This is a genomic window from Rhodanobacter glycinis (assembly GCF_900114325.1).
GTDB lineage: Bacteria > Pseudomonadota > Gammaproteobacteria > Xanthomonadales > Rhodanobacteraceae > Rhodanobacter_A > Rhodanobacter_A glycinis.
Genome location: NZ_FOSR01000001.1, coordinates 264,264 through 283,748, shown reverse-complemented (window position 1 = coordinate 283,748; position 19,485 = coordinate 264,264). Strand labels below are relative to the sequence as shown.

General features: G+C 66.1%; 22 protein-coding genes, 1 tRNA gene and 1 other RNA gene. 7 read left to right on the top strand and 17 right to left on the bottom strand.

The window, feature by feature from the left end:
• Positions 1-201: 201 nt before the first annotated feature.
• From fabG to BMY90_RS01315, 5 genes are all read right to left on the bottom strand, one after another.
• Positions 202-945 carry a 3-oxoacyl-ACP reductase FabG gene (gene fabG / locus BMY90_RS01335; protein WP_092700657.1) on the bottom strand — a complete coding sequence of 248 codons (744 nt, stop codon included), beginning with the start codon at positions 943-945 and terminating at the stop codon, positions 202-204.
• A gap of 75 nt (positions 946-1,020) precedes the next feature.
• Positions 1,021-1,968 carry an ACP S-malonyltransferase gene (fabD, locus tag BMY90_RS01330; RefSeq protein WP_092700655.1) on the bottom strand — a complete coding sequence of 316 codons (948 nt, stop codon included), beginning with the start codon at positions 1,966-1,968 and terminating at the stop codon, positions 1,021-1,023.
• A 131-nt stretch (positions 1,969-2,099) separates the two neighbouring features.
• The gene (locus BMY90_RS01325; RefSeq protein ID WP_008212758.1) at positions 2,100-3,074 is read right to left on the bottom strand and encodes a beta-ketoacyl-ACP synthase III; all 975 of its coding nucleotides are present in this window, start codon (positions 3,072-3,074) and stop codon (positions 2,100-2,102) included.
• Positions 3,075-3,230: 156 nt separating this feature from the next.
• Complete coding sequence (gene rpmF, locus BMY90_RS01320; protein ID WP_008212760.1) at positions 3,231-3,425, bottom strand: 50S ribosomal protein L32; 195 nt, start codon at positions 3,423-3,425, stop codon at positions 3,231-3,233.
• 18 nt (positions 3,426-3,443) lie between these two features.
• Positions 3,444-3,923: a YceD family protein gene (locus BMY90_RS01315; protein ID WP_008212762.1), complete on the bottom strand. Its 480-nt coding sequence runs from the start codon at positions 3,921-3,923 to the stop codon at positions 3,444-3,446.
• A 172-nt stretch (positions 3,924-4,095) separates the two neighbouring features.
• On the opposite strand from BMY90_RS01315, the gene BMY90_RS01310 reads away from it, so the two are divergent.
• Together BMY90_RS01310 and BMY90_RS01305 are read left to right on the top strand one after the other, a co-directional pair.
• Positions 4,096-4,551: a hypothetical protein gene (locus BMY90_RS01310; RefSeq protein ID WP_008212765.1), complete on the top strand. Its 456-nt coding sequence runs from the start codon at positions 4,096-4,098 to the stop codon at positions 4,549-4,551.
• On the top strand, positions 4,548-5,132 hold the full coding sequence (locus BMY90_RS01305) for a Maf family protein (protein ID WP_092700653.1): 585 nt from the start codon (positions 4,548-4,550) through the stop codon (positions 5,130-5,132). The genes BMY90_RS01310 and BMY90_RS01305 overlap by 4 nt, the downstream gene beginning before the upstream one ends.
• 6 nt (positions 5,133-5,138) lie before the next feature.
• On the opposite strand, the gene BMY90_RS01300 is transcribed toward BMY90_RS01305, so the two are convergent.
• The gene (locus tag BMY90_RS01300) at positions 5,139-6,764 is read right to left on the bottom strand and encodes an ArnT family glycosyltransferase (RefSeq protein ID WP_092700651.1); all 1,626 of its coding nucleotides are present in this window, start codon (positions 6,762-6,764) and stop codon (positions 5,139-5,141) included.
• Positions 6,765-6,805: 41 nt separating this feature from the next.
• On the opposite strand from BMY90_RS01300, the gene BMY90_RS01295 reads away from it, so the two are divergent.
• The 4 genes from BMY90_RS01295 to BMY90_RS01280 are packed head-to-tail and all read left to right on the top strand — an operon-like array spanning position 6,806 to position 11,306.
• Positions 6,806-7,747 (top strand): AAA family ATPase, encoded by a 942-nt coding sequence (locus BMY90_RS01295; protein WP_092700649.1) that lies wholly within the window; start codon positions 6,806-6,808, stop codon positions 7,745-7,747.
• Positions 7,747-8,703 carry a DUF58 domain-containing protein gene (locus BMY90_RS01290; RefSeq protein ID WP_092700646.1) on the top strand — a complete coding sequence of 319 codons (957 nt, stop codon included), beginning with the start codon at positions 7,747-7,749 and terminating at the stop codon, positions 8,701-8,703. The genes BMY90_RS01295 and BMY90_RS01290 overlap by 1 nt, the downstream gene beginning before the upstream one ends.
• On the top strand, positions 8,700-10,664 hold the full coding sequence (locus BMY90_RS01285) for a transglutaminase TgpA family protein (RefSeq protein ID WP_092700643.1): 1,965 nt from the start codon (positions 8,700-8,702) through the stop codon (positions 10,662-10,664). Before BMY90_RS01290 ends, BMY90_RS01285 begins: the two co-directional genes overlap by 4 nt.
• 51 nt (positions 10,665-10,715) lie before the next feature.
• On the top strand, positions 10,716-11,306 hold the full coding sequence (locus tag BMY90_RS01280) for a Slp family lipoprotein (protein ID WP_037100422.1): 591 nt from the start codon (positions 10,716-10,718) through the stop codon (positions 11,304-11,306).
• Between the two features lie 79 nt (positions 11,307-11,385).
• Here BMY90_RS01280 and BMY90_RS01275 read toward each other — a convergent pair whose 3' ends face one another.
• The 9 genes from BMY90_RS01275 to BMY90_RS01235 all read right to left on the bottom strand — a co-directional run bounded on the left by BMY90_RS01275 (position 11,386) and on the right by BMY90_RS01235 (position 16,833).
• The gene (locus BMY90_RS01275) at positions 11,386-11,730 is read right to left on the bottom strand and encodes a histidine triad nucleotide-binding protein (RefSeq protein WP_092701061.1); all 345 of its coding nucleotides are present in this window, start codon (positions 11,728-11,730) and stop codon (positions 11,386-11,388) included.
• A 21-nt stretch (positions 11,731-11,751) separates the two neighbouring features.
• Entirely contained in the window at positions 11,752-12,162 is a 411-nt protein-coding gene (locus BMY90_RS01270; protein ID WP_008212784.1) for a GNAT family N-acetyltransferase, read from the bottom strand.
• A gap of 6 nt (positions 12,163-12,168) precedes the next feature.
• Positions 12,169-12,771 (bottom strand): recombination mediator RecR, encoded by a 603-nt coding sequence (gene recR, locus BMY90_RS01265; RefSeq protein WP_008212786.1) that lies wholly within the window; start codon positions 12,769-12,771, stop codon positions 12,169-12,171.
• A gap of 106 nt (positions 12,772-12,877) precedes the next feature.
• Complete coding sequence (locus BMY90_RS01260) at positions 12,878-13,201, bottom strand: YbaB/EbfC family nucleoid-associated protein (protein ID WP_008212789.1); 324 nt, start codon at positions 13,199-13,201, stop codon at positions 12,878-12,880.
• A 19-nt stretch (positions 13,202-13,220) separates the two neighbouring features.
• Positions 13,221-14,909, bottom strand: coding sequence for a DNA polymerase III subunit gamma/tau (dnaX, locus tag BMY90_RS01255; protein WP_092700640.1), 1,689 nt, complete (start codon positions 14,907-14,909; stop codon positions 13,221-13,223).
• 82 nt (positions 14,910-14,991) lie between these two features.
• An RNA gene (gene ffs, locus BMY90_RS01250) (signal recognition particle sRNA small type) lies at positions 14,992-15,088 on the bottom strand.
• A gap of 83 nt (positions 15,089-15,171) precedes the next feature.
• Positions 15,172-15,261: transfer RNA gene (locus tag BMY90_RS01245), tRNA-Ser, on the bottom strand.
• A 91-nt stretch (positions 15,262-15,352) separates the two neighbouring features.
• The gene (locus BMY90_RS01240; protein ID WP_008213936.1) at positions 15,353-16,111 is read right to left on the bottom strand and encodes an MBL fold metallo-hydrolase; all 759 of its coding nucleotides are present in this window, start codon (positions 16,109-16,111) and stop codon (positions 15,353-15,355) included.
• Positions 16,108-16,833 (bottom strand): 3-deoxy-D-manno-octulosonic acid kinase, encoded by a 726-nt coding sequence (locus tag BMY90_RS01235; RefSeq protein ID WP_092700637.1) that lies wholly within the window; start codon positions 16,831-16,833, stop codon positions 16,108-16,110. Before BMY90_RS01235 ends, BMY90_RS01240 begins: the two co-directional genes overlap by 4 nt.
• 47 nt (positions 16,834-16,880) lie before the next feature.
• Here BMY90_RS01235 and BMY90_RS01230 point away from each other — a divergent pair, with 47 nt between their 5' ends.
• A complete protein-coding gene (locus BMY90_RS01230; RefSeq protein WP_092700635.1) occupies positions 16,881-17,918 on the top strand; it encodes a glycosyltransferase family 9 protein in 1,038 nt (345 codons plus the stop codon).
• 91 nt (positions 17,919-18,009) lie between these two features.
• On the opposite strand, the gene BMY90_RS01225 is transcribed toward BMY90_RS01230, so the two are convergent.
• Both BMY90_RS01225 and lpxK read right to left on the bottom strand, forming a co-directional pair.
• Positions 18,010-18,411 carry a DUF6165 family protein gene (locus tag BMY90_RS01225; RefSeq protein WP_092700632.1) on the bottom strand — a complete coding sequence of 134 codons (402 nt, stop codon included), beginning with the start codon at positions 18,409-18,411 and terminating at the stop codon, positions 18,010-18,012.
• A gap of 91 nt (positions 18,412-18,502) precedes the next feature.
• Positions 18,503-19,480 (bottom strand): tetraacyldisaccharide 4'-kinase, encoded by a 978-nt coding sequence (gene lpxK, locus BMY90_RS01220; RefSeq protein ID WP_092700629.1) that lies wholly within the window; start codon positions 19,478-19,480, stop codon positions 18,503-18,505.
• Between the last annotated feature and the right edge of the window lie 5 nt (positions 19,481-19,485).

Below are 19,485 nucleotides of genomic sequence, written 5' to 3'. Positions count from 1 at the left end.
AAACTTTCGAGGCGAAAAAGTGGCTGCGTGAGGACAGATTTTCGGCGATTCGCCGGCCCATAGTGGTTCTATGGGCCAAGAAGCGACGGGAATATGGACCACGCAGACGCTTTTGCAGCCCGGAAGATTTCTGCCGCCCACGCTCCTAGAACTGGCTCACGAAGCCGGATCGACACGCTTCGTGCAGGAAACGTGAATGCCTCAGGGCATGTACATGCCGCCATTGACGTGCAACGTCTCGCCGGTGATGTAGGCCGCGGCGGGCGATGCAAGAAACGCCACCGCCTGCGCAATGTCCGAGGCCTCGCCCAGCCGCCCCAGGGCGATTTGCCCCAGCAACGCCTGCTTCGACTCTTCCGGCAACGCACGGGTCATGTCGGTATCGATGAAACCGGGCGCCACCACGTTGACGGTAATGCCGCGGCTGCCGATCTCGCGCGCCAGCGACTTGGAGAAAGCGATGATGCCCGCCTTCGCCGCCGCGTAATTGGCCTGCCCCGGATTGCCGGTCAGGCCGATCACCGAGGCGATCGAGATGATGCGCCCCTTCTTCGCCTTCATCATGCCGCGCATCACCGCCTTGGACGTGCGGTAGACCGAGGTGAGGTTGGTGTCGATGATCGCCTGCCAGTCCTCGTCCTTCATGCGCATCAACAGTTGGTCGCGGGTAATGCCGGCATTGTTGACCAGGATCGAGACCGCGCCGAACTCCTTGGCGATATCGCCGATCAGCGCCTCGACGGCGGCACCGTCGGTCACGTTCAGCACGCGGCCATGGCCGCCGTGCGCAGCCAGGCGCTCGCCGATCGCGGCGGCGCCGGCGTCACTGGTGGCCGTGCCGATCACGGTCGCGCCCTGGGTGGCCAGGGTGTCGGCAATCGCCGCGCCGATGCCGCGGCTGGCGCCGGTGACCAGGACGACTTCACCTTGCAGTGTGTTGCTCATCAATCGGATTCCTTGCGGGAATGAATTGGAAAAAGGGTCAGGAAACGGCTGTTGAAAAGCGTAACGCGTGCCCGCTCAACGCCATTCGGCCAACGCGGCATCCATCTCGGCAGGCGCACCAATGGCGCGCGACTGTACGCTCTTGTCGATGCGCTTGATCAAGCCGGACAACACCTTGCCGGGGCCGCACTCGGCCACTTGCGTGGCACCACCGGCAGCCAGCACCTGCACGCACTCGGTCCAGCGTACCGGCAGGTACAGCTGGCGCTGCAAGGCGCCACGAATGTCGTCGAGGCTGTCATAGGCCTTCGCCTCGGCGTTCTGCACCACCGGAATCGCCGGCGACTGCCAATCGATCGAAGCCATGCGCTCGCCCAGGCGATCCGCCGCTTCGCGCATCAAGGCGCAGTGCGAAGGGACCGACACGGCCAGCTTCACCGCTTTCTTCACGCCAAGCTCGGCCAGTTTCGCCAGTGCGCGATCCACGGCTTCGGCATTGCCCGCGATCACCAGCTGACCCGGCGAATTGTAATTGGCCGGCGCCACCACCTGGCCCTGCGCCACCTCTTCGCACACCGCTGCGATCTGCGCGTCGTCGCCACCGATGATGGCCGCCATCGCGCCAACACCGGCCGGCACCGCCGACTGCATCAAGCGGCCACGCTCGGCCACCAGCGCCGCCGCCTCATGCAGCGACAAGGCACCTGCGCAAACCAGTGCGCTGTACTCGCCCAGACTGTGGCCGGACAGGCATGCCGGCTGGGCGCCGCCCTGCTTCTGCCACACGCGCCACACTGCCACGCTGGCGGCCAGCAAGGCCGGCTGGGTATTTTCGGTGCTGTTGAGCTGCGCTTCCGGTCCCTGCTGACTGATCTGCCACAGGTCGACACCAGCACCTTGCGACGCCTCGTCGAACGCGGCCTTCACCTCACCATGCGCGCTCGCCAGTTCGGCCAGCATGCCGACCGACTGCGAGCCCTGGCCCGGAAACACGAAAGCTAGCGAAGCAGAAACTGGACTCATGGCAGCAGATCACCGTCGACTGAAACCGCAATGGTGCCAGCATCGGCGCGCATGCGCAGCCGTATTCGCACCACGAAACGCATGATGCCGCCTCGCGGGCGGCATCATCTGCATCCGGACTGACGACCGACTCAGTAGCGCAGCAGTGCCGAAGCCCAGGTGAAACCGCCGCCAAACGCTTCCAGCAGCAGGTTCTGGCCACGCTGCACCTTGCCCGAACGCACCGCGTAATCCAGCGCCAGCGGCACCGAGCCGGACGAGGTATTGGCATGCTTGTCGACGGTCACGATCACCTGGTCCATCGACATGTGCAACCGCTTGGCGGTCGCTTCGATGATGCGCAGGTTGGCCTGGTGCGGGATCAGCCAGTCCAGCTGCGACTCGTCCATGCCCGCGGCCTTCAGGGTCTCGTCAACCAGTGCGTCGAGCGTCTTCACCGCCACCTTGAACACTTCGCGGCCGGACATGCGGATACGCACGCCATGATTGGGCTCATCCTTGAAACCGACGGACACGCCTACCGGGTTGTACAGCAGCTCCTTGAAGCCGCCGTCGGCATGCAGGCAGGTGGCATGGATGCCCGGTTCACTGGAGGCTTCCAGCACCACGGCGCCCGCGCCATCGCCGAACAGCACGCACGTCTCGCGCTCGGTCCAGTCGACCATGCGGGTCAGCGTCTCGGCACCGATCACCAGCGCCTTTTTGGTCTGTCCGCTCTTGATGAACTTGTCGGCCACGCCCAGGGCGTAGACGAAACCCGAACAGGCGGCATTGACGTCAAACGCTGCGCAGCCATTCGCGCCCAGGCGGTGCTGCACCAGGCAGGCAGTGGACGGAAAGATGATGTCGGGCGTGGTGGTGCCCAGCACTATCAGATCGAGCTCGGACGCCTTGACCCCCGCCGCCTCCAGTGCACGCTGCGCGGCCAGGAAAGCCAGGTCGCCGGTGGTCTCGCCATCAGCGGCGATATGACGCTGGCCGATGCCGGTGCGTGAACGAATCCATTCATCGCTGGTGTCCACGATCTTTTCCAGATCGGCGTTGGTCACCACGCGCTCGGGCAGCGCACTGCCGGTAGCGATGATTCGGGAGTAGATCGAGGCCATTCACCTGTCCATCAGCGGAAATCGGAAACAGCGCACGGACGCCCGACGAAAGCGAAGTGCGCGCGTGAGGCGCCAAAGGCTACGTGCAAAGGCCCCGCAAACGCAAAGCGGCGCGTTACCGCGCCGCTCGCTGAACGGATGCCGGCACGCGGCCGATCAATCCTCGTCGGCAACCGCGACGGCGGTCTCGATCACCTTCTTGCCACGGTAGTAACCGTCAGCCGTGACGTGGTGGCGCAGATGCACTTCGCCGCTGGTCGGATCGGTCGACAGCTGCACGGTCTTCAGCTTGTCGTGGGCACGGCGCATGCCGCGGGTGGACGGGGTACGGCGGCTCTTGGCAACGGCCATGGTAGTTCTCCGGGTAAATCAGTGGTTCTTGAGTTCGCGCAATGCCGCGAACGGGTTGTCGTCACGCTCCGCGGCCGACGCATCGTCGTGTGCGGAACCGGTTACTTCGTCGGGTAGCGTGCTGTCCGGATTGACCGGAACCAGCGGCAACGCCAACAGCATTTCATCCTCGATCACGTCCGCCAGGTTCAGCTTGCCATCGCCGGAAACCAGCAGCGGCTCGCAACCCGGCGGCAGGCCGGCTTCCTCCGACTCGCGCCGAATCAGGCCGAGCCGGGTATTCACCACCACCGGCAGCACGAACGGCTCCAGCGTACGCTGGCAAACCAGCGTCAGCGGTGCCTGGGCACGCACATCGAGGTAAGCCGTGTCGAACTCGTCCCGGCCGAAATCCAGCTCGAAACTCGCCGTTCCCTCGCTCGACGCCAACACCTCGCACAAGCGGGCAAGGGCGCCAACGGGCAACGATCCTTCGAACGAACGCCGCGCCGAGACCATGCGCCAAGCGTCCACGGACTCTGGCAGTGTCACGGACATAATCGCGAAATAGTATGTTTGACCCCGTCCGAAGTCAACCAGTACAGGGGCTCGGACCATGCGAACCGTTCCATTTTGCCTGAAATGGCGGCATGCGTCAGACTGTTCTTCCGCCGACTTCCCCCGGATTCTCGTGGATGCCTACCTGACAATCGGCGTGGTCGCCCTGTTCGTACTGCTGGCCATCGCCGTGGTGGCCAGCCTGCTGTTGCGCCGCCGGCTGTCCCGCCGTAGCGCCAGCATGCGCTATCTGCTGGAACTGGCCGACCACCTGGAAAGCGACCTGAAGACCTGCCGCGCCGAACTGCAGCAGGCCCATGCCGTGATGTCGCTCAACCCCGACCTGCCCGCCGCCAGCGAACAGGAAGCCGCCCATGCCATCGAGGCCGGCCTGCGTTCCTTGCTGCAACAGCGCCTGTGGATACGCGACCGCGCCCCGCGCGCCAGCCAGGCCGAGCTGGACGAGGCCGCGCGCTCGATGAGCGATGCCCGCGAGCGCCTGCGCCCCTTGCTGCAGGCCCTTGGCCAGGCCCAGCGCGAGCTGGATAGCGCCATGCGCGAGCATATTCGCCGCGAGCCGGAAGCATGAGCATCCCGCGGGTTGTCCTGGGGTCCACCTCGCGCTACCGCGCCGAACTGCTGCGCCGGTTGCTGCCGGATTTCGAACAGCGTGCCCCCGGCACCGATGAAACCCCGCTGCCCGGGGAGACTCCTGCCGAACGTGCGCTGCGCCTGGCCATCGCCAAGGCCGAAGCGGCGGCGAATGGCCTGCCCGGTGCGTTGGTGATCGGTTCCGACCAAGTGGCCGAGTTCGATGGCACGGTGCTGGACAAACCCGGCTCCGCCGAACGCGCCCATGCACAGCTGACCGCCTGTTCCGGCCGTACCGTGCAGTTCCATACCGCCGTGTGCCTGCTCGATACCCGCGATGGCCGCAAGCGCACCCATGTCGACCACACCCGCGTGCGCTTCCGCCCGCTCGAGGCCGACGCGATCACCCGCTACATCGAACGCGAACAACCGCTGGACTGCGCCGGCAGCTTCAAGTGCGAAGGTCTCGGCATCAGCCTGTTCGAACGCATCGACAACGACGATCCCACCGCCCTGATCGGCCTGCCGCTGATCGCGCTGGCCCGCCTGCTGCGCGAAGCCGGCCTCGCCCTGCCCTGACCCGGCCTACAACGTGCTGGTGATTGCTGCATGCGCCTGCAGCCAGATCGGACAGGCATCGCGTTGCGCCTGTGTTGCCGGCACGGGCGCCGGTGCATGCGATGGCACCCGCCCCGCATAGAACGCCACGCGCTTGCGGCCGTCGTAAAGATCCAGCCGTCGCAATGGCCTGGGATCATCGATCCGGGAACACAGCCCGCCCAGCCAACCCGTGCGGTCGTGCACGCGCAAGGCATCCTCGCCCACCGCCAGCAGCATCGGCGCACCGGCATGCTCCGCCCGCAAGGCGGCCCCATCGCGATGCCACACGGTCAACTGCGGTGCGCGGCCATGGAAGGTGTTGAGCGGGCTGTCCAGCACATAGACCGGGGCGCGGCCATCGAGCTGGAAATCCAGCTCCGCGGCCAACATGAAGTTGTCGGCTACCAGCACGCTGCCGGACGGTTGCGCGCGCAACAGTTCGCGTGCCACGGCGCCACTTTCACGCCAGCCCACGAAGTTCCACGGAAACGCCTTTACCCCGGCCAACATACGCGCAGCCCCCGGCCACGCGGCCACGCCCAGATAGGCCAGCCCGGTCAATTGACCCAACGCCGCTAGCGCGAAAGCCACTCGGGCAACGATCCGCCAACCACGCCGCACGGCCAGCGGACGCCACAGCACCGGTAGCGCGGCCAGCAGCGGCAGGTAGCCGGGCAGCGGCCAGTGCGCGCGAAAGTGCAGGTCGTCGGCGAACAAGCCGGCGACGAAATACACCACGATGAAGGTAAGCGAGGTCCACGCCAGCACATCCCACGGCCCGCCCTCGCCGCGTCGACACCAGCAGCGCCATGCCGTCCACAGCAACATGGCATACAACAGTGGCGTGCAGGCCAACGCCTGTTCCAGCGGCTGCACCAGCGCATCGGCGTGGAAACGCCATGGGTTGCGCTGGATCAGCTGAAACGCCAACCCGGCCCCATCCTCTTGCCAGTTGGATATCAACAAGGGCAGCAGGCCCAGGGTCGCCACCGCCAGCGCCAGCCAGAAACCGCCGCGTCGCCATTGCTTGCGCCCGCGCGGACTGAATATGCAAAGCAACAGGCCCGCCAGCATCGGCATCGCGGCGCGGTAATGGGTCAGCCAAGCCAGCGCCAGTGCCACGCCCAGCAGCAGCCAGTCGCGCATCCGGTTCTCGTCCATCGCGCGCACCAACGCCAGCAACGCCAGCATGATGGCCACCGTCAACGGCACATCCGGCAACGCCAGCACGCCCAGGCTTACCGCCAATGGCAACACCAGGCACCACAGGCCGGCTTGCCATGCCATTGCCGATGCGCCGAAGCACCGCCTGGCAAACGCCACCACCAGCCACGGCAAGCTGCTGCCGATCAACAGGAACGGCCAGCGCATGCCGAACAGTCCATGCCCGGCCACGTCCTCACCCAGCCGGATCAGCCATGCCGTCAGCGGCGGCAGGTCGCTGTAGCCCCACGCAAGATGCCGGCTTTCCTGCCAGTAGAACGCCTCGTCGCCGAAGGGCGCGAGCGTGCATGCAATCACCAGCTTGATCGCCAGCAACACCACGAATGCCGTGACGAAGGTCGCTCGCCAGCGCGCAAGGGCCGCCGTTACACTGGCCTGGTCAGGCATGGGCCGCCGGCCGCGCCATTCGCACCGCTATCGAAAAAACCATGTCCGCCATCACTCCGCTTCGCGATGAAATCCTGCATCAACGCCTAGAAAGCGCACTGGCCCAGGTCAACCAGGTGCTGCTGGGCAAGCCGCGTCAGGTGAAACTGGCGTTTGCCGGCCTGATCGCCGGCGGCCACCTGCTGCTGGAAGACGTGCCCGGCGTGGGCAAGACCACGCTGGCCCGCGCGCTGGCGGCCAGCTTCGCGCTGGAATTCCAGCGCGTGCAGTTCACCAGCGACCTGCTGCCTTCGGACATTATCGGGGTCAGCGTGTACGAGCGCGAGACGGGCGAGTTTCGCTTCCATCCCGGCCCGATCTTCAGCGGCCTGTTGCTGGCCGACGAGATCAACCGTGCCACGCCCAAGACGCAGAGCGCGTTGCTCGAGGCGATGGCGGAAAACCAGGTGACCGTGGATGGCCAGACCCACACGTTGCCGCGGCCGTTCTTCGTGGTCGCCACGCAGAACCCGCTGGACCTTGCCGGCACTTTCCCGCTGCCCGACTCGCAACTCGACCGCTTCATGCTGCGCCTGTCGCTGGACTATCCGGACGCGGCCGCCGAACGCGCGCTGCTGAATGGTGACGATCGGCATGACCTGCTCTCCCGCATGACGCCACAGCTGGACGATGCCGCACTCATTGCGCTGAACCGTCAGTCGCAAGGCATCACCGTGAGCAGCGCGCTGCTCGACTACTTGCAGGCGCTGCTCACGGCCAGTCGTCGGCATGCGGACATTCGCACCGGCCTGTCGCCTCGCGCCGGCCTCGCCCTGCTCGCGGCGTCCCGGGCGTGGGCCTTGCTCAGCAGCCGCTCGCATGTGTTGCCGGAAGACATCCAGGCCCTGTTCGTCCCGCTGGCCGCGCATCGACTGGTACCTGCCCGCGGTGCCAGCGGCGATACCCTCGCGCGCACCCTGCTGGCCGAAGTCGCCGTCGACTGATGCCCGCCACCTTGCGCCGCGTGCAGCAGTGGGCCGAGCGCCGACTGCCTGCGCTGACCCGCTACCGACGACCCGAACCGCTGCCGATCGAACTGCATCGACGGCGCATCTATATCGTGCCCACCTCCTTCGGCCTCGGCTTCACCGTGCTGCTGCTGGTGATGCTGGTCGGTGCGCTGAATTATTCGAACAATGCCGCGCTGCTGCTGACCTGTCTGCTTGGCGCAGCCAGTGCCGCCAGTATGCTGGTGGCGTTCCGCACACTGGATGGCCTGCGCTTGCAAAACATTCGCGCCGGTCACGCAGTCGCCGGACAGCCGATCGATGTCAGCTTCGGTTTCACCTCGCACCGAACACGTTGCGCCGTGCGATTGGATGCGGGCGACACGGGAGCCGCATTCGCCGTGGATGCCACCCGCGGCGAGACCGACGTCACCGTGTCACTGGCCACCGAACATCGCGGCTGGCAAACGCTGCCCCGCCTGCGCGTATGGACGACCTGGCCACTGGGCCTGTTCCGCGCATGGAGCTGGCTGCACCCGGAACAAGCCGTGCTGGTGTGGCCACGCCCGGAAGCCGAGGGGCCGCCGCCCGGTGGCCATGCCGAGGACGAACAGCGGCAGCGCCTGCACCACGGCGATGACCCGGCCAGCTTGCGCGACTACCGCCGCGGCGACCCGATCCGCCATGTCGCCTGGAAAGCCAGTGCCCGACATCACGACTTGCTGGTGAAAGATTTCGAGGAGCCGGAAACGCGTCGCGATTGGCAACTGGACTGGCGCCAGCTCGGTCGCATGGACCACGAACGTCGCATTGCGCGGCTGGCCCGCTGGCTGGGCGAAGCACAGGCCCAGGGACGCCGCTACAGCCTGTGGCTGCCGGACGAGCCCATCGAAACCGGCAGCGGTCCGTCGCACTACGAGCGCTGCATGAACGCGCTGGCGCGCTTGCCATGAGCCACCTCGCCAAGCACGCGGAAATACCGCTCGATGCGCGCGCCTTCGGCCTGCTCTGCTTGACCGTCGCCGTCGTACTCGCGCTGCACGCACCGCACCTGCCGTGGTGGCTCAGCGCAGTGCTGGCGCCGGTACTCGCGTGGCGCTGGTGGCAGCGGCATCAGCATCCCGGACGCGTGCCGGTCTGGCTCAAGCTGCCGCTGCTGGGCGCGTTGGCGCTGGCCATCATCGTGTATTACGGCAGCCTGTTCGGACGTGCGCCTGGTACGGCGCTAGCGGTCGGCCTGCTGGTATTGAAGATGCTGGAGAGCGAGCGCCAGCGTGATGCCCGCGTCGGCGTCGGCTTTGCCTGTTTCGCCCTGATGACGGCGCTGCTGTTCGACCAGGGCATGGTCGTCACTGCCGTCGTCGTGCTCGGCCTGCTGCCGGCGCTGGCCACCTTGCGCGTACTGGAGCCGGCACAGCCGCGATCACGCGGCCTGCCGCGCGAACTGCTGCCCGGACTGGGCCTGCTCGGCGTTGCCCTGCCACTGGCCCTGCTCGCCTTCGTGTTCGTACCCCGCCTGAGCTCACCGTTATGGGGTGCCCCCAATGCGCACGAAGAGCGCACCGGCCTCAGCGACCGGATGACCCCAGCCGGCTTCACCCAATTGCTGACCGATGACCGTCCGGCGATGCGGGTGAGCTTCGACGGGCCGCCGCCACCGCCGGACCTGCGCTACTTCCGTGCCTACGTGATGGCTTACTACGACGGCACCAGTTGGCAATACCACGACGTCGCCAATCAGCACCCCGCCACGATCGAGGTCGCACGCAGCATCCACTACCGAATCAGCCTGGAACCCAGCCACCAGCGCGTGCTGCCCACGCTGGACGTGCCGGTCGACGTACCGGCGGGCGCCCATATGCGCCGCGACCACGTGGTCATGGCCGACAAGCCGGTGAACGACCCCTTGAGCTACAGCGGCACCTCGGCCACGCGTTACCACCTGGAGCCGCAACTGGGGGCGCATCACCAGCGCTGGCTGCAATTGCCCGATGGATTCAACCCGCGCACCCTGGCGCTGGGGCAGGCGTGGCGCCAGCGTTACGGCAGCGACGACGCGGCCATCGTGCAGGCGGCGCTGTCACTGTTCCATGACGGCGGCTTCCGCTACACGCTGGCGCCGGCACCGCTGGGGCGCAACGCCATGGATGACTTCCTGTTCGACACCCGCGAGGGTTTCTGCGAGCACTATTCGTCCGCATTCACCGTGCTGATGCGCGCCGCCGGCATTCCTGCACGAGTGGTCACCGGCTATCAGGGTGGCTACTGGAGCGATGCCGGGCACTATCTGCTGGTGCGCAACTCCGATGCGCATGCGTGGAGCGAGGTGTGGCTGGCCGGGCGCGGCTGGGTGCGCATCGACCCCACCGCTGCCGTGCGCCCGCAACGCGTCGATCTTGGCGCTGCAGCGGCCGCCGGCGACCAGTTACCATGGACCCAGACGGGTTGGCTGCAATCCCTGCGCAACCACTGGGACATCGTCAACCACTGGTGGAACGAAGGCGTTATAGGGTTCGATACACTGCGTCAGCGCGGCCTGTTGACGCCCTTCGGCATCCGCAAGGCCGATCCGGCGCTGCTGGGCCTGCTGCTGGCGATCAGTTGCGTGCTGTCCGGCGCACTGGGCCTGGTATGGGCCTTGTGGCGCCGTGGTGAAGCCGATCCAGCCCGTGCAGCCCTGCGCGCGCTGGAACGAAAGCTGGCGCGCTGCGGTGTCGTGCGGCGACACGGCGAGGGTCCGCGGCATTATCTCAGTCGCGCCGCCCGCGCCCTGCCGGCACGACGGGTTGAATTGCAACAGTTGATGGACTGCTATCTTGAGCTTCGTTACGCCCATGTCGAGCCGCCACCTGAATTCCTGCAGCGCTTTCGTCACGCCGTACGGAATTTTCGAGTCATTCGCGTGGTCAAATGAGTACACGCAGCCGTACCTCGCGTATGTGTCCTCCCCACTGGAGAAACCGTGATGTCTCCCCGCTACAGAATATTGATACTGGCCGCAGCCAGCGCTGCCCTCGGCGCCTGCGCCACCATGCCGCAGCCGCTGCAAGGCAACTACGCCAATGTCCCCACGTCCGCCGCGCAACAGGGTGGTGCCGGTGGTGAGCAGGTGCGCTGGGGCGGCGAGATCATCAAGACCGAGCCGGGTCCGCAGGAAACCTGCTTCTACATCCTGGCGCGACCGCTCGACAGCCAGGCACGTCCGACCCAGGGCAATTCGGGTGAAAGCCAGGGTCGCTTCGTCGCCTGCCACGCCGGCTTCTATGATCCCGAGGTATTCACCCGCGGGCGTGAGCTGACCGTCACGGGCACCCTGCACGGCACGGTGTCGCACAAGGTGGGCGAGTACGAGTACGCCTATCCGCGCGTCGAGGCCAACGTGGTCTACCTGTGGCCAAAACGCCCGATATACGTGAACAATCCTTACCCGCCGGGTTTCTATGATCCGTTCTGGGGCCCGGGTTGGGGTCCGGGCTGGGGCTACGGCGGTTATCCGTACTGGGCGGCTCCGCGCGTCATCGTGGTGCGCCGCCCACCACCGCCGCCGCACAAGTAACGCTCACGAAAACGCCGGCCATGCAGCCGGCGTTTTCGCATCCACGGTACCGATCCGCGCGAAGAGATCGGCGCCCGGATCAGCCCGGTGGCCAATGCAGCGACCGACCCGCGAGCAGGTGCACGTGGATGTGATACACGGTCTGGCCGCCGTGCTCATTGCAATTGATCACCGTGCGGTAACCCTGCTCGGCGAACCCTTCCCGCTTGGCGTAACCGGCGCATGCCAGCAGCAGCTTGCCGAGCAGGGTCGCGTCGTCCGCCGTCGCATCGTTGAGCGTGGCGATCGGTTTGCGGGGAATGAACAGCACGTGCACCGGCGCCTGCGGATTCACGTCGCGGAAACCGATGATCTCGTCATCCTCGTAGACGATGTCCGCGGGAATCTCGCGCCGGATGATCTTGCCGAAAATCGTGTCGCCCATGCTCACCTTCTCCTGTTTCACTTACAGACGCAGCAGCATACCGTGTGCCGCCGGCGCGACTTGCCTGAAGCCGAATTTCTCGTAAAGCCGGTACGCCGTGCCATCGGCAATCAAGCCCACCATCGTGCGCGGTTGCGCCGTTTCGTGGACACGCGCCATCAGCGCCTCCATGATGCGCCGCCCCAAGCCACGCCCTTGCCAGGCCGGGGTGACCGCGATGTCGACCACGAACAGAAACAGGCCGCCGTCACCGACCACGCGTCCCATGCCGACCAGTTCGCCATCGACTCGCACGCACACCGAGCACCAACTGGCCGGCAGTCCGGCCGTCGCGCCTTCCTCGCTCATCGCACTCAGGCCGGCGGCGACACGCAACGCGAGATATTCGGCCGGGGCCGGAATCTCGAGCGTCAGTACCGGATCGTGCGCCATCCTCGTTCAATCCACCGACAGGCGGCTGCCGAACGCATGCGCCAGCGTGCCGCGATCCACGTATTCCAGTTCGCCCCCCAGCGGCACGCCATGCGCCAGCCGGGTCGGCTTGATGCCGGCCGCGCGCGCCAGTTGCGCCAGATAGTGCGCGGTGGCCTCCCCTTCAACCGTGGGGTTGGTGGCCAGAATCATTTCCTCGATCTCGCCTTCGCCCAGGCGTTCACTGAGCAAGTCCAGGCCCAGCTCCTGCGGCCCCAATCCGTCCAGCGGCGACAGGCGCCCCATCAGCACGAAATACTGACCGCGATAACCGGTGGCCTGTTCGATCGCGGCCAGATCCACCGGCGACTCCACCACGCACAGCAAGTGACGGTCACGACTGGCATTGCTGCAAATCGTGCACATCGGCTCCTCGCTGAAATTGCGGCAGCGGGTGCAATGGCCGATGCGTTGCATCGCTTCGTGCAACGTATCGGCCAGTTTCAGGCCGCGCTCGCGTTCGCGCTCAAGCAGGTGGAACGCCATCCGCTGCGCACTCTTGCCGCCCACGCCGGGCAGGCAGCGCAGGGCTTCAATGAGATCAGCGAGAAGTGGGGAGCCGGAGGACATGATTGACTCGAGAAGTGAGTGGAGAGAAGTGAGGAGTGAGAGAAAAGCGAAGAGCTGCGCTTGATGCTCTCTCACTCCTCACTTCTCTCCACTCACTCCTGTCTTCTCAGAACGGCATCTTGAAGCCTGGTGGCAGGTTCATCCCGGAGGTGACGCCGCCGAGCTTGCTCTTGCTGGCCTCGGCCACCTTGTTCACCGCGTCATTGACCGCGGCGGCGACCAGATCCTCGGCCATCTCCGGATCGTCGGCGAACAGCTTGCGGTCGATGGTCACGCGGCGCACCTCGTGCGCACCGGTCATCAGCACGCTGACCAGGCCGCCGCCGGCATTGCCGGTGACCTCCAGCTTGGCGATCTCGTCCTGCGCGCGCTTCATGTCTTCCTGCATCCGCTGCGCCTGCTGCATCAACTGGCCGATTTGACCTCTCATCTCATGTACTCCGAAGTGTTCAGTGTTCGATGGGCTTGACCGAGCCGGGTACCACGCGTGCGCCGAAATCGCGCTTGAGCGCCTGTACCAGCGGGTCTTCCTCGATGGATTGCTCGGCTGCCGACTGCGCCGCACTGCGGGCGCTGGCCGCACGGGCGGCGGGAGTCTGGGTATTGCCGTTCTCGTCGCTGACGAAACGCAGGCGGATCGGCTCGCCCAGTGCCTGGCTGATGCGATCGGCCATCTGGCCGACCATCGGCTCCACTGCCAGATGCATGTGGGCGGCCTGCAAGGCGAGTACCAGCGTGTTGCCATCACGTTCGCGCAGGGCCGCGTTCTGCGCCAACTGCCCCAGCGGTCCGCGCAAACCGGCCTGCTCGATCATCGCCTCCCAGTCCGGCAGGCCGTCGGCGCGGCGCGCGACCGGAGCGGGAGCCGGGGCCGGCACGGGAGCCGCTGCAGCAGCTGCCACGGGCTCGGCACGATGCGAGGCCACCGGGGCTGCGGAGACAGGCGCAGCAGCGACCGGCGCGCGCTGAGGGACGGGTGCCGCAGCACGCGGAGACGCTGGCGGCGCTGCAGGGGCCGCTGCCCCACTGGTACGCGCGGGCCGTGCGCCTGCCCCGTCGTCCGCAGGGCGGAACGCCAGCATGCGCAACAAGGCCATTTCGAAACCGGTGCGCGCATCCGGCGCCAACACAAGGTCGCGGCGCCCGCCGGTGGCAATCTGGTAATACAGCTGCACGTCTTCCGGCGCCAGCTGTTCGGCCAGCCCGGTCAGTGCCGCGTCACCCTCGTCCGGGCGGTAGCCCGGCACCAGCTGGATCAGCTGGATGCGATGCAGCACGGCCGCCAGGTCGTCCAGCACGCCAGCGAAATCCGGCGAGTAAGAGGCAATCCGCTCGCATTCGGTCAAAAGCCGAGCGCCATCGCCATCGGCCAAGGCCTGCAGCACGCCCAGCACCTGACCGCGTTCCACGCTGCCGAGCATGGCGCGCACGTCATCGGCCTTCAGCGCGCCGCCGCCATAGGCAATCGCCTGGTCGAGCAGCGACAAGCCGTCACGCAGCGAACCATCGGCGGCATGCGCCAGCTCGCCGATCGCGGCTTCCTCGTATTCGATGTTCTCGGCCCCAAGAATGTGCCGCATCTGCCCGCTGATCTGCTCGGGCAGCAGCCGTTTCAGGTTGAACTTCAGGCAACGCGACAGCACCGTCACCGGCAGTTTCTGCGGGTCGGTGGTGGCGAGCAGGAATTTCACGTGCGGCGGCGGCTCTTCCAGCGTCTTCAACAGCGCGTTGAAGGCCGGCTTGGACAACATGTGCACCTCATCCACCAGGTACACCTTGAAGCGGCCGCGCGACGGCGCGTATTGCGCGTTCTCGATCACCTCGCGCACATCATCCACGCCGGTGTTGCTGGCCGCATCGATCTCCAGCAGGTCCACGAAGCGACCGGCATCCACCGCGGTGCAGACCGAACACTCGCCACACGGATCGGCCGACTCGCCCCGCTCGCAGTTCAGCGACTTGGCGAAGATGCGCGCGATGGTGGTCTTGCCGACGCCGCGCGTGCCGGTGAACAGGTAGGCATGGTGCATGCGTCCGGTATCGAGCGCGTTGGTCAACGCGCGCACCACGTGTTCCTGGCCCACTAGCTCGGCGAACTTGCGGGGGCGCCATTTGCGCGCGAGGACTTGATAAGACATTCCATACCACCTTGGGGCGAATGTCGATTGTGCCAAGTCGGGCGTGCTAAGTCAGTAAAACCCATCCCGGAAATGGCGGCAGCCCCGCCAGCCACACCCCGGCACCCGAATCATCCACTACCGTTGCTTCCTTCCGGACCTGGCGGAGTTTGCGGACTATCGTCGCGGGGGGACCGACGGGGCCACCATGGACGTCAAGCGATATCGCTTGATTGATTTGCTGTTGCGCCAGCCTGGCAGGGCCGTCGCATGACTCAAATTCTGGCGGAGAGAGCGGGATTCGAACCCGCGATACGTTTTACCGTATACACACTTTCCAGGCGTGCTCCTTCAACCACTCGGACACCTCTCCGCATGCAAAACCCTCGTCACCGGACAAACCGCTCCGGTGAAGAGGCGAAAGGATAGCGGCCGCCAGCGCAACTGACAAGGGATCGATGAACTCAGCCAGCGTCCACGCGAGGGGCCGAAGGGGCGTCCAAGGCAACCCGCTGGCCTGCCCCCACCACCCGGTAACCACGCGCCGCGAGCGCCTGGCCATCGGCCACACTGCCATAGTGGTAAAGCAGCAGGCGCGCCTGCGTGGCCGCGTCGTACTCCCGTTCGATATCGTCGATGCCGGTATGCGAGGGGTTGCCGTGCAGGCCGCAATCGTGGGCGATCAGCTCGCTGCCACCGGCACAGTGCTGCAGCACTTCGGGAATCGGCCGGGTGTCGCCGGTAAAGGCAAAACTGCCTGCCAGGGCAAGGCCGAACGAGGTCCCTGGACGATGATGGCGCGAAGGAAATACATCGAACCACAAGCCATCGAGCCAGAAGCCGCGCGTGCACGGCACCAGCCGGAACGCTTCCCAGTAATTGACGCCACCCTCGGCCAGCACGCCCGGATAATCCGCCACCCGCGCCTGCAGCCACGGCACCAGTGCGGCATGGCAGAACACGCGGATGCCGCCGCGCAAGGCTTCGTCGAACCATACGCGGGTGAACAACCGTTCCATCCCGCCGACGTGGTCCATATGCGTGTGGGTGATGTAAATCGCCTGCGGCAAGCGACCGTAGGCGGCCTGGTAGCGGTCGAGCGTGTCCGGACCGCAGTCGATCAGCAGCAACGGCTCGCCATCGCGCTCCAGCACTGCGGCCGACGAGCCCAGCTCCACCGCATGCGCAGCACCGGTTCCAAGGAAGTGAAGATGCCAGTTCATGCCTGCAGGGTACGCTCGTAGCCACGCATCAGGGGCGTCCACAGCTCGGCATCGAACGCGGCCTCGCCCTGCTTCGCCGCGCCCAGCTTCAGCAATGAGCGACGCAGTCGCTGCAGGTTGGACTGCCGCCAGCCCGCGGCGACTGGGCGCCATTCGCCGCGGTCGAAATCGATCAGGTACAGACCTTCCACCGTCACCAGCACATTGTGCGCATTGAGGTCGGCATGCCAGATGCCTTCGCGATGAAAACGGGCAACCAATTCACCCACCGCCTCCGCCAACGCCGCATCAAGCTGCCCCGCGGACAGGCATTCGGCCAGCGTACGGGCGTCGGCAATGCGCCGGGTGATCAAATCGGCGCGATAGAACAAGCCGTGCCGGACATAACGGGCGGCCACGACCGCTGGTCCCGGCAGGTTGCGCCGGGCGATCTCGGCCAGCAGGCGGAATTCGGTGAATGGCCGCGTGCGATCCGCGCCGCGCCAGAGATAACGATCCCCCAGCAGGCGTGCCACCAGCCCACCTCTGCGATAATGTCGCAGTACGCACTCGCCGGCAGGCGTGGCGATCACGGCGACGCCGCCACGTCCACCGGACTGCGTGCGCAAACTGCCCCGTTCGCGCCAGTAATCCGGCGCAAACCAGTCACCATCGACTTGTGGCGACACCACGGCGTCGAACAGAATCGCGCCATCGGCTTCTTCGCGCAGTTGCTCTTGCATCGGTGCTTCAGCGGCTCCGTCTCACGTCCATTGCCCGGCGATTCTACATGTCCGCTCCCGTTTCGATCTGCCTGCTGCGTACTTCCGCCATCGGCGACGTCACCCATGTGGTGCCACTGGTACGCACGCTGCAGCAGGCGTGGCCGCAAACCACGCTGACCTGGATCGTGGGCAAGCTGGAGCGCAAGCTGGTGGGCGACCTGCCTGGCGTGGAGTTCATCACTTTTGACAAGAGTGCCGGTTGGGCCGGCATGCGCGAGGTATGGCGCACGCTGCAGGGGCGACGTTTCGATGCGCTGCTGCAGATGCAGGTGGCGATGCGCTCGAATCTGCTCAGTGTCGGCATCAGGGCCGACCGGCGCATCGGCTACGACCGCGCCCGCGCCAAGGACCTGCACGGACTAGTCGTCAACGAGCGCATTCCCGCGCGCAGCGGCGAACACGTGCTGGACGCGATCGGCAGCTTCTGCGAACCCTTGGGCCTGAAGCAGACCGGGGTGCGCTGGGACATTCCGGTTTCCGACGAAGCCCGTGCCTGGGCGGCCGAACAACTGCCTGGCGACACGCCCACCCTGCTGGTCAGCCCCGGCTCCAGTCATGCACTGCGCAATTGGCGGCCAGAACGCTATGCCGCAGCCATGGATCACGCCGCCACGCGCGGCTGGCGCGTGGCGTTGGTCGGTGGCCCCTCGCCCGCCGAACGCGCCTTGGCCGACACCGTGCTCGCCGCTTGCAAGCTGGCGCCGCTCGATCTCACCGGCAAGGACACGCTGAAGAAACTGATGGCCCTGCTCGACCGCGCCCAGTTGCTGCTGACGCCGGACTCCGGGCCGATGCACATGGCCAACGCCGCAGGCACCAAGGTGCTGGGACTTCACGCCGCCAGCAACCCCGACCGCTCCGGCCCCTACTCCGACCGGCGCTGGTGCGTGGACAAGTACGACGAGGCGGCACGCAAATATCTGCACAAACCCGCCGCCGACATCCCTTGGGGCACCAAGATCGAATATCCCGGCGTGATGGATCTGATCGCGGTGGACGAGGTGATCGAGCGCTTCGACGCTTTCGCGAAAAGCCAGGAGTGAGTCGAGAGGAGTGAGAAGTGAGAGAAAAGCGCTGAGCTGCCGCTTTTCTCTCACGCCTCACTCCCTTTTTCCTTGCTCACTTCTGCCGTGCTCACTTCTGCTGTCGATAATCCTGATACGACTTTTCCTCGACCAATTGCGAGCCGAGCTTCACGTTGATCTCGCGCTTCACGGCGGCGCGTTCGTCGTTGCGGAAGTACACCGAACGGGCCAGCTCGATGAATTCGGCGTCGAAAGCCTGCGCTTTTTCCTTCAGGCGGATATGGTCCTCGATATCCCACAACGCCTCGTTCACCGCCAACAGGCGGGCGCGTTCGTCGGTAATGTCGGTTTGCGAAGCGGCATCGTTCAACCAGGTGGCATTGAGCAGATCCAGCTCGTTGCGCACATTGGCCAGCTTGGCCGCATCGGCGATGCGCCGCGACTTGATCTCCAGAATCGTGATCTTGTCGATCAGCTCGCCATGGGACACCGGTACCTGGATAAGGCTCATGAAAACTCCACTTGGAAACGAGGCAAGGCCAGCGCGCACCACCGGCCGTGGCGCCAATGATAGCGGCGAAACGGCCCGACGCCTGAACCGATTACCGTGCAGCGCCGATGCGCCGTACCACCTCATCGAAGAAGGTTTCAGGCAATACGCCACGCACCGGCACGCTCCACCAGCCATCGCGTGCGAATTTCCGGCACTTCACCGCGTCCTTGGCCGTCATCAGCAACGGCAGGTCGTCGTGGAAATCGACATCGGAGGGCACAAAGGCGTGGTGATCGGCGAAAGCGTGCTCGATGACGTCGATGCCCTGCGCCCGCAAGCTGTCGAAAAAGCGTTGCGGGTGGCCAATGCCGGCCACTGCATGCACGCGCAGCCCGCGAAAAGCGCCCAATGGCTGCTCCCGCCCGTCCGGGATGCCGCGCACGACACTGCCCTCGAGCCGCATGGTGAACTCGCCAGCCACACGGGTTTCGCCGTTGCAGACGCGAAAATCCACGGCATGCAACCGGGACATCGGCTCGCGCAGCGGCCCCAGCGGCAGCAATCGGCCATTGCCGAAGCGGCGCACGCCATCGATCACGCAGATCTCCACATCACGCGCGAGGCGGTAATGCTGCAGGCCGTCGTCGGCCACGATCACGTCGCAACCGGCATCGATCAGCAAGCGCGCCGCCGCCGGGCGATCGCGCCCCACCGCCACCGGCACGCCGCTGGCGTGGATCAGGCACGGCTCGTCGCCTACCTGCACCGGATCGGGGGCATCGCTCAACAGCAGCGGCTCACGCTGGTCACCGCCGTAACCACGGCTGACCACACCGGGCTTGCGCCCGCGTGCGCGCAACGCCTCGACCAAGGCAATCGTCAGCGGGGTTTTGCCGGTACCGCCAACGGTGAGATTGCCCACCACGACGACCGGAACCGGCAGTGTCTCACTGCGCAGCCAGCCGTTGCGGTAAACCCATCGCCGCAGCCGCCCCGCGCCGCCGTAAAGCACGGCCAGCGGCCAGCACCACCAGGGCACTCGACCGTTGTCGTACCAGGCCAGCGCAAGCGTGTCGGCCAGAGCCATCGGGA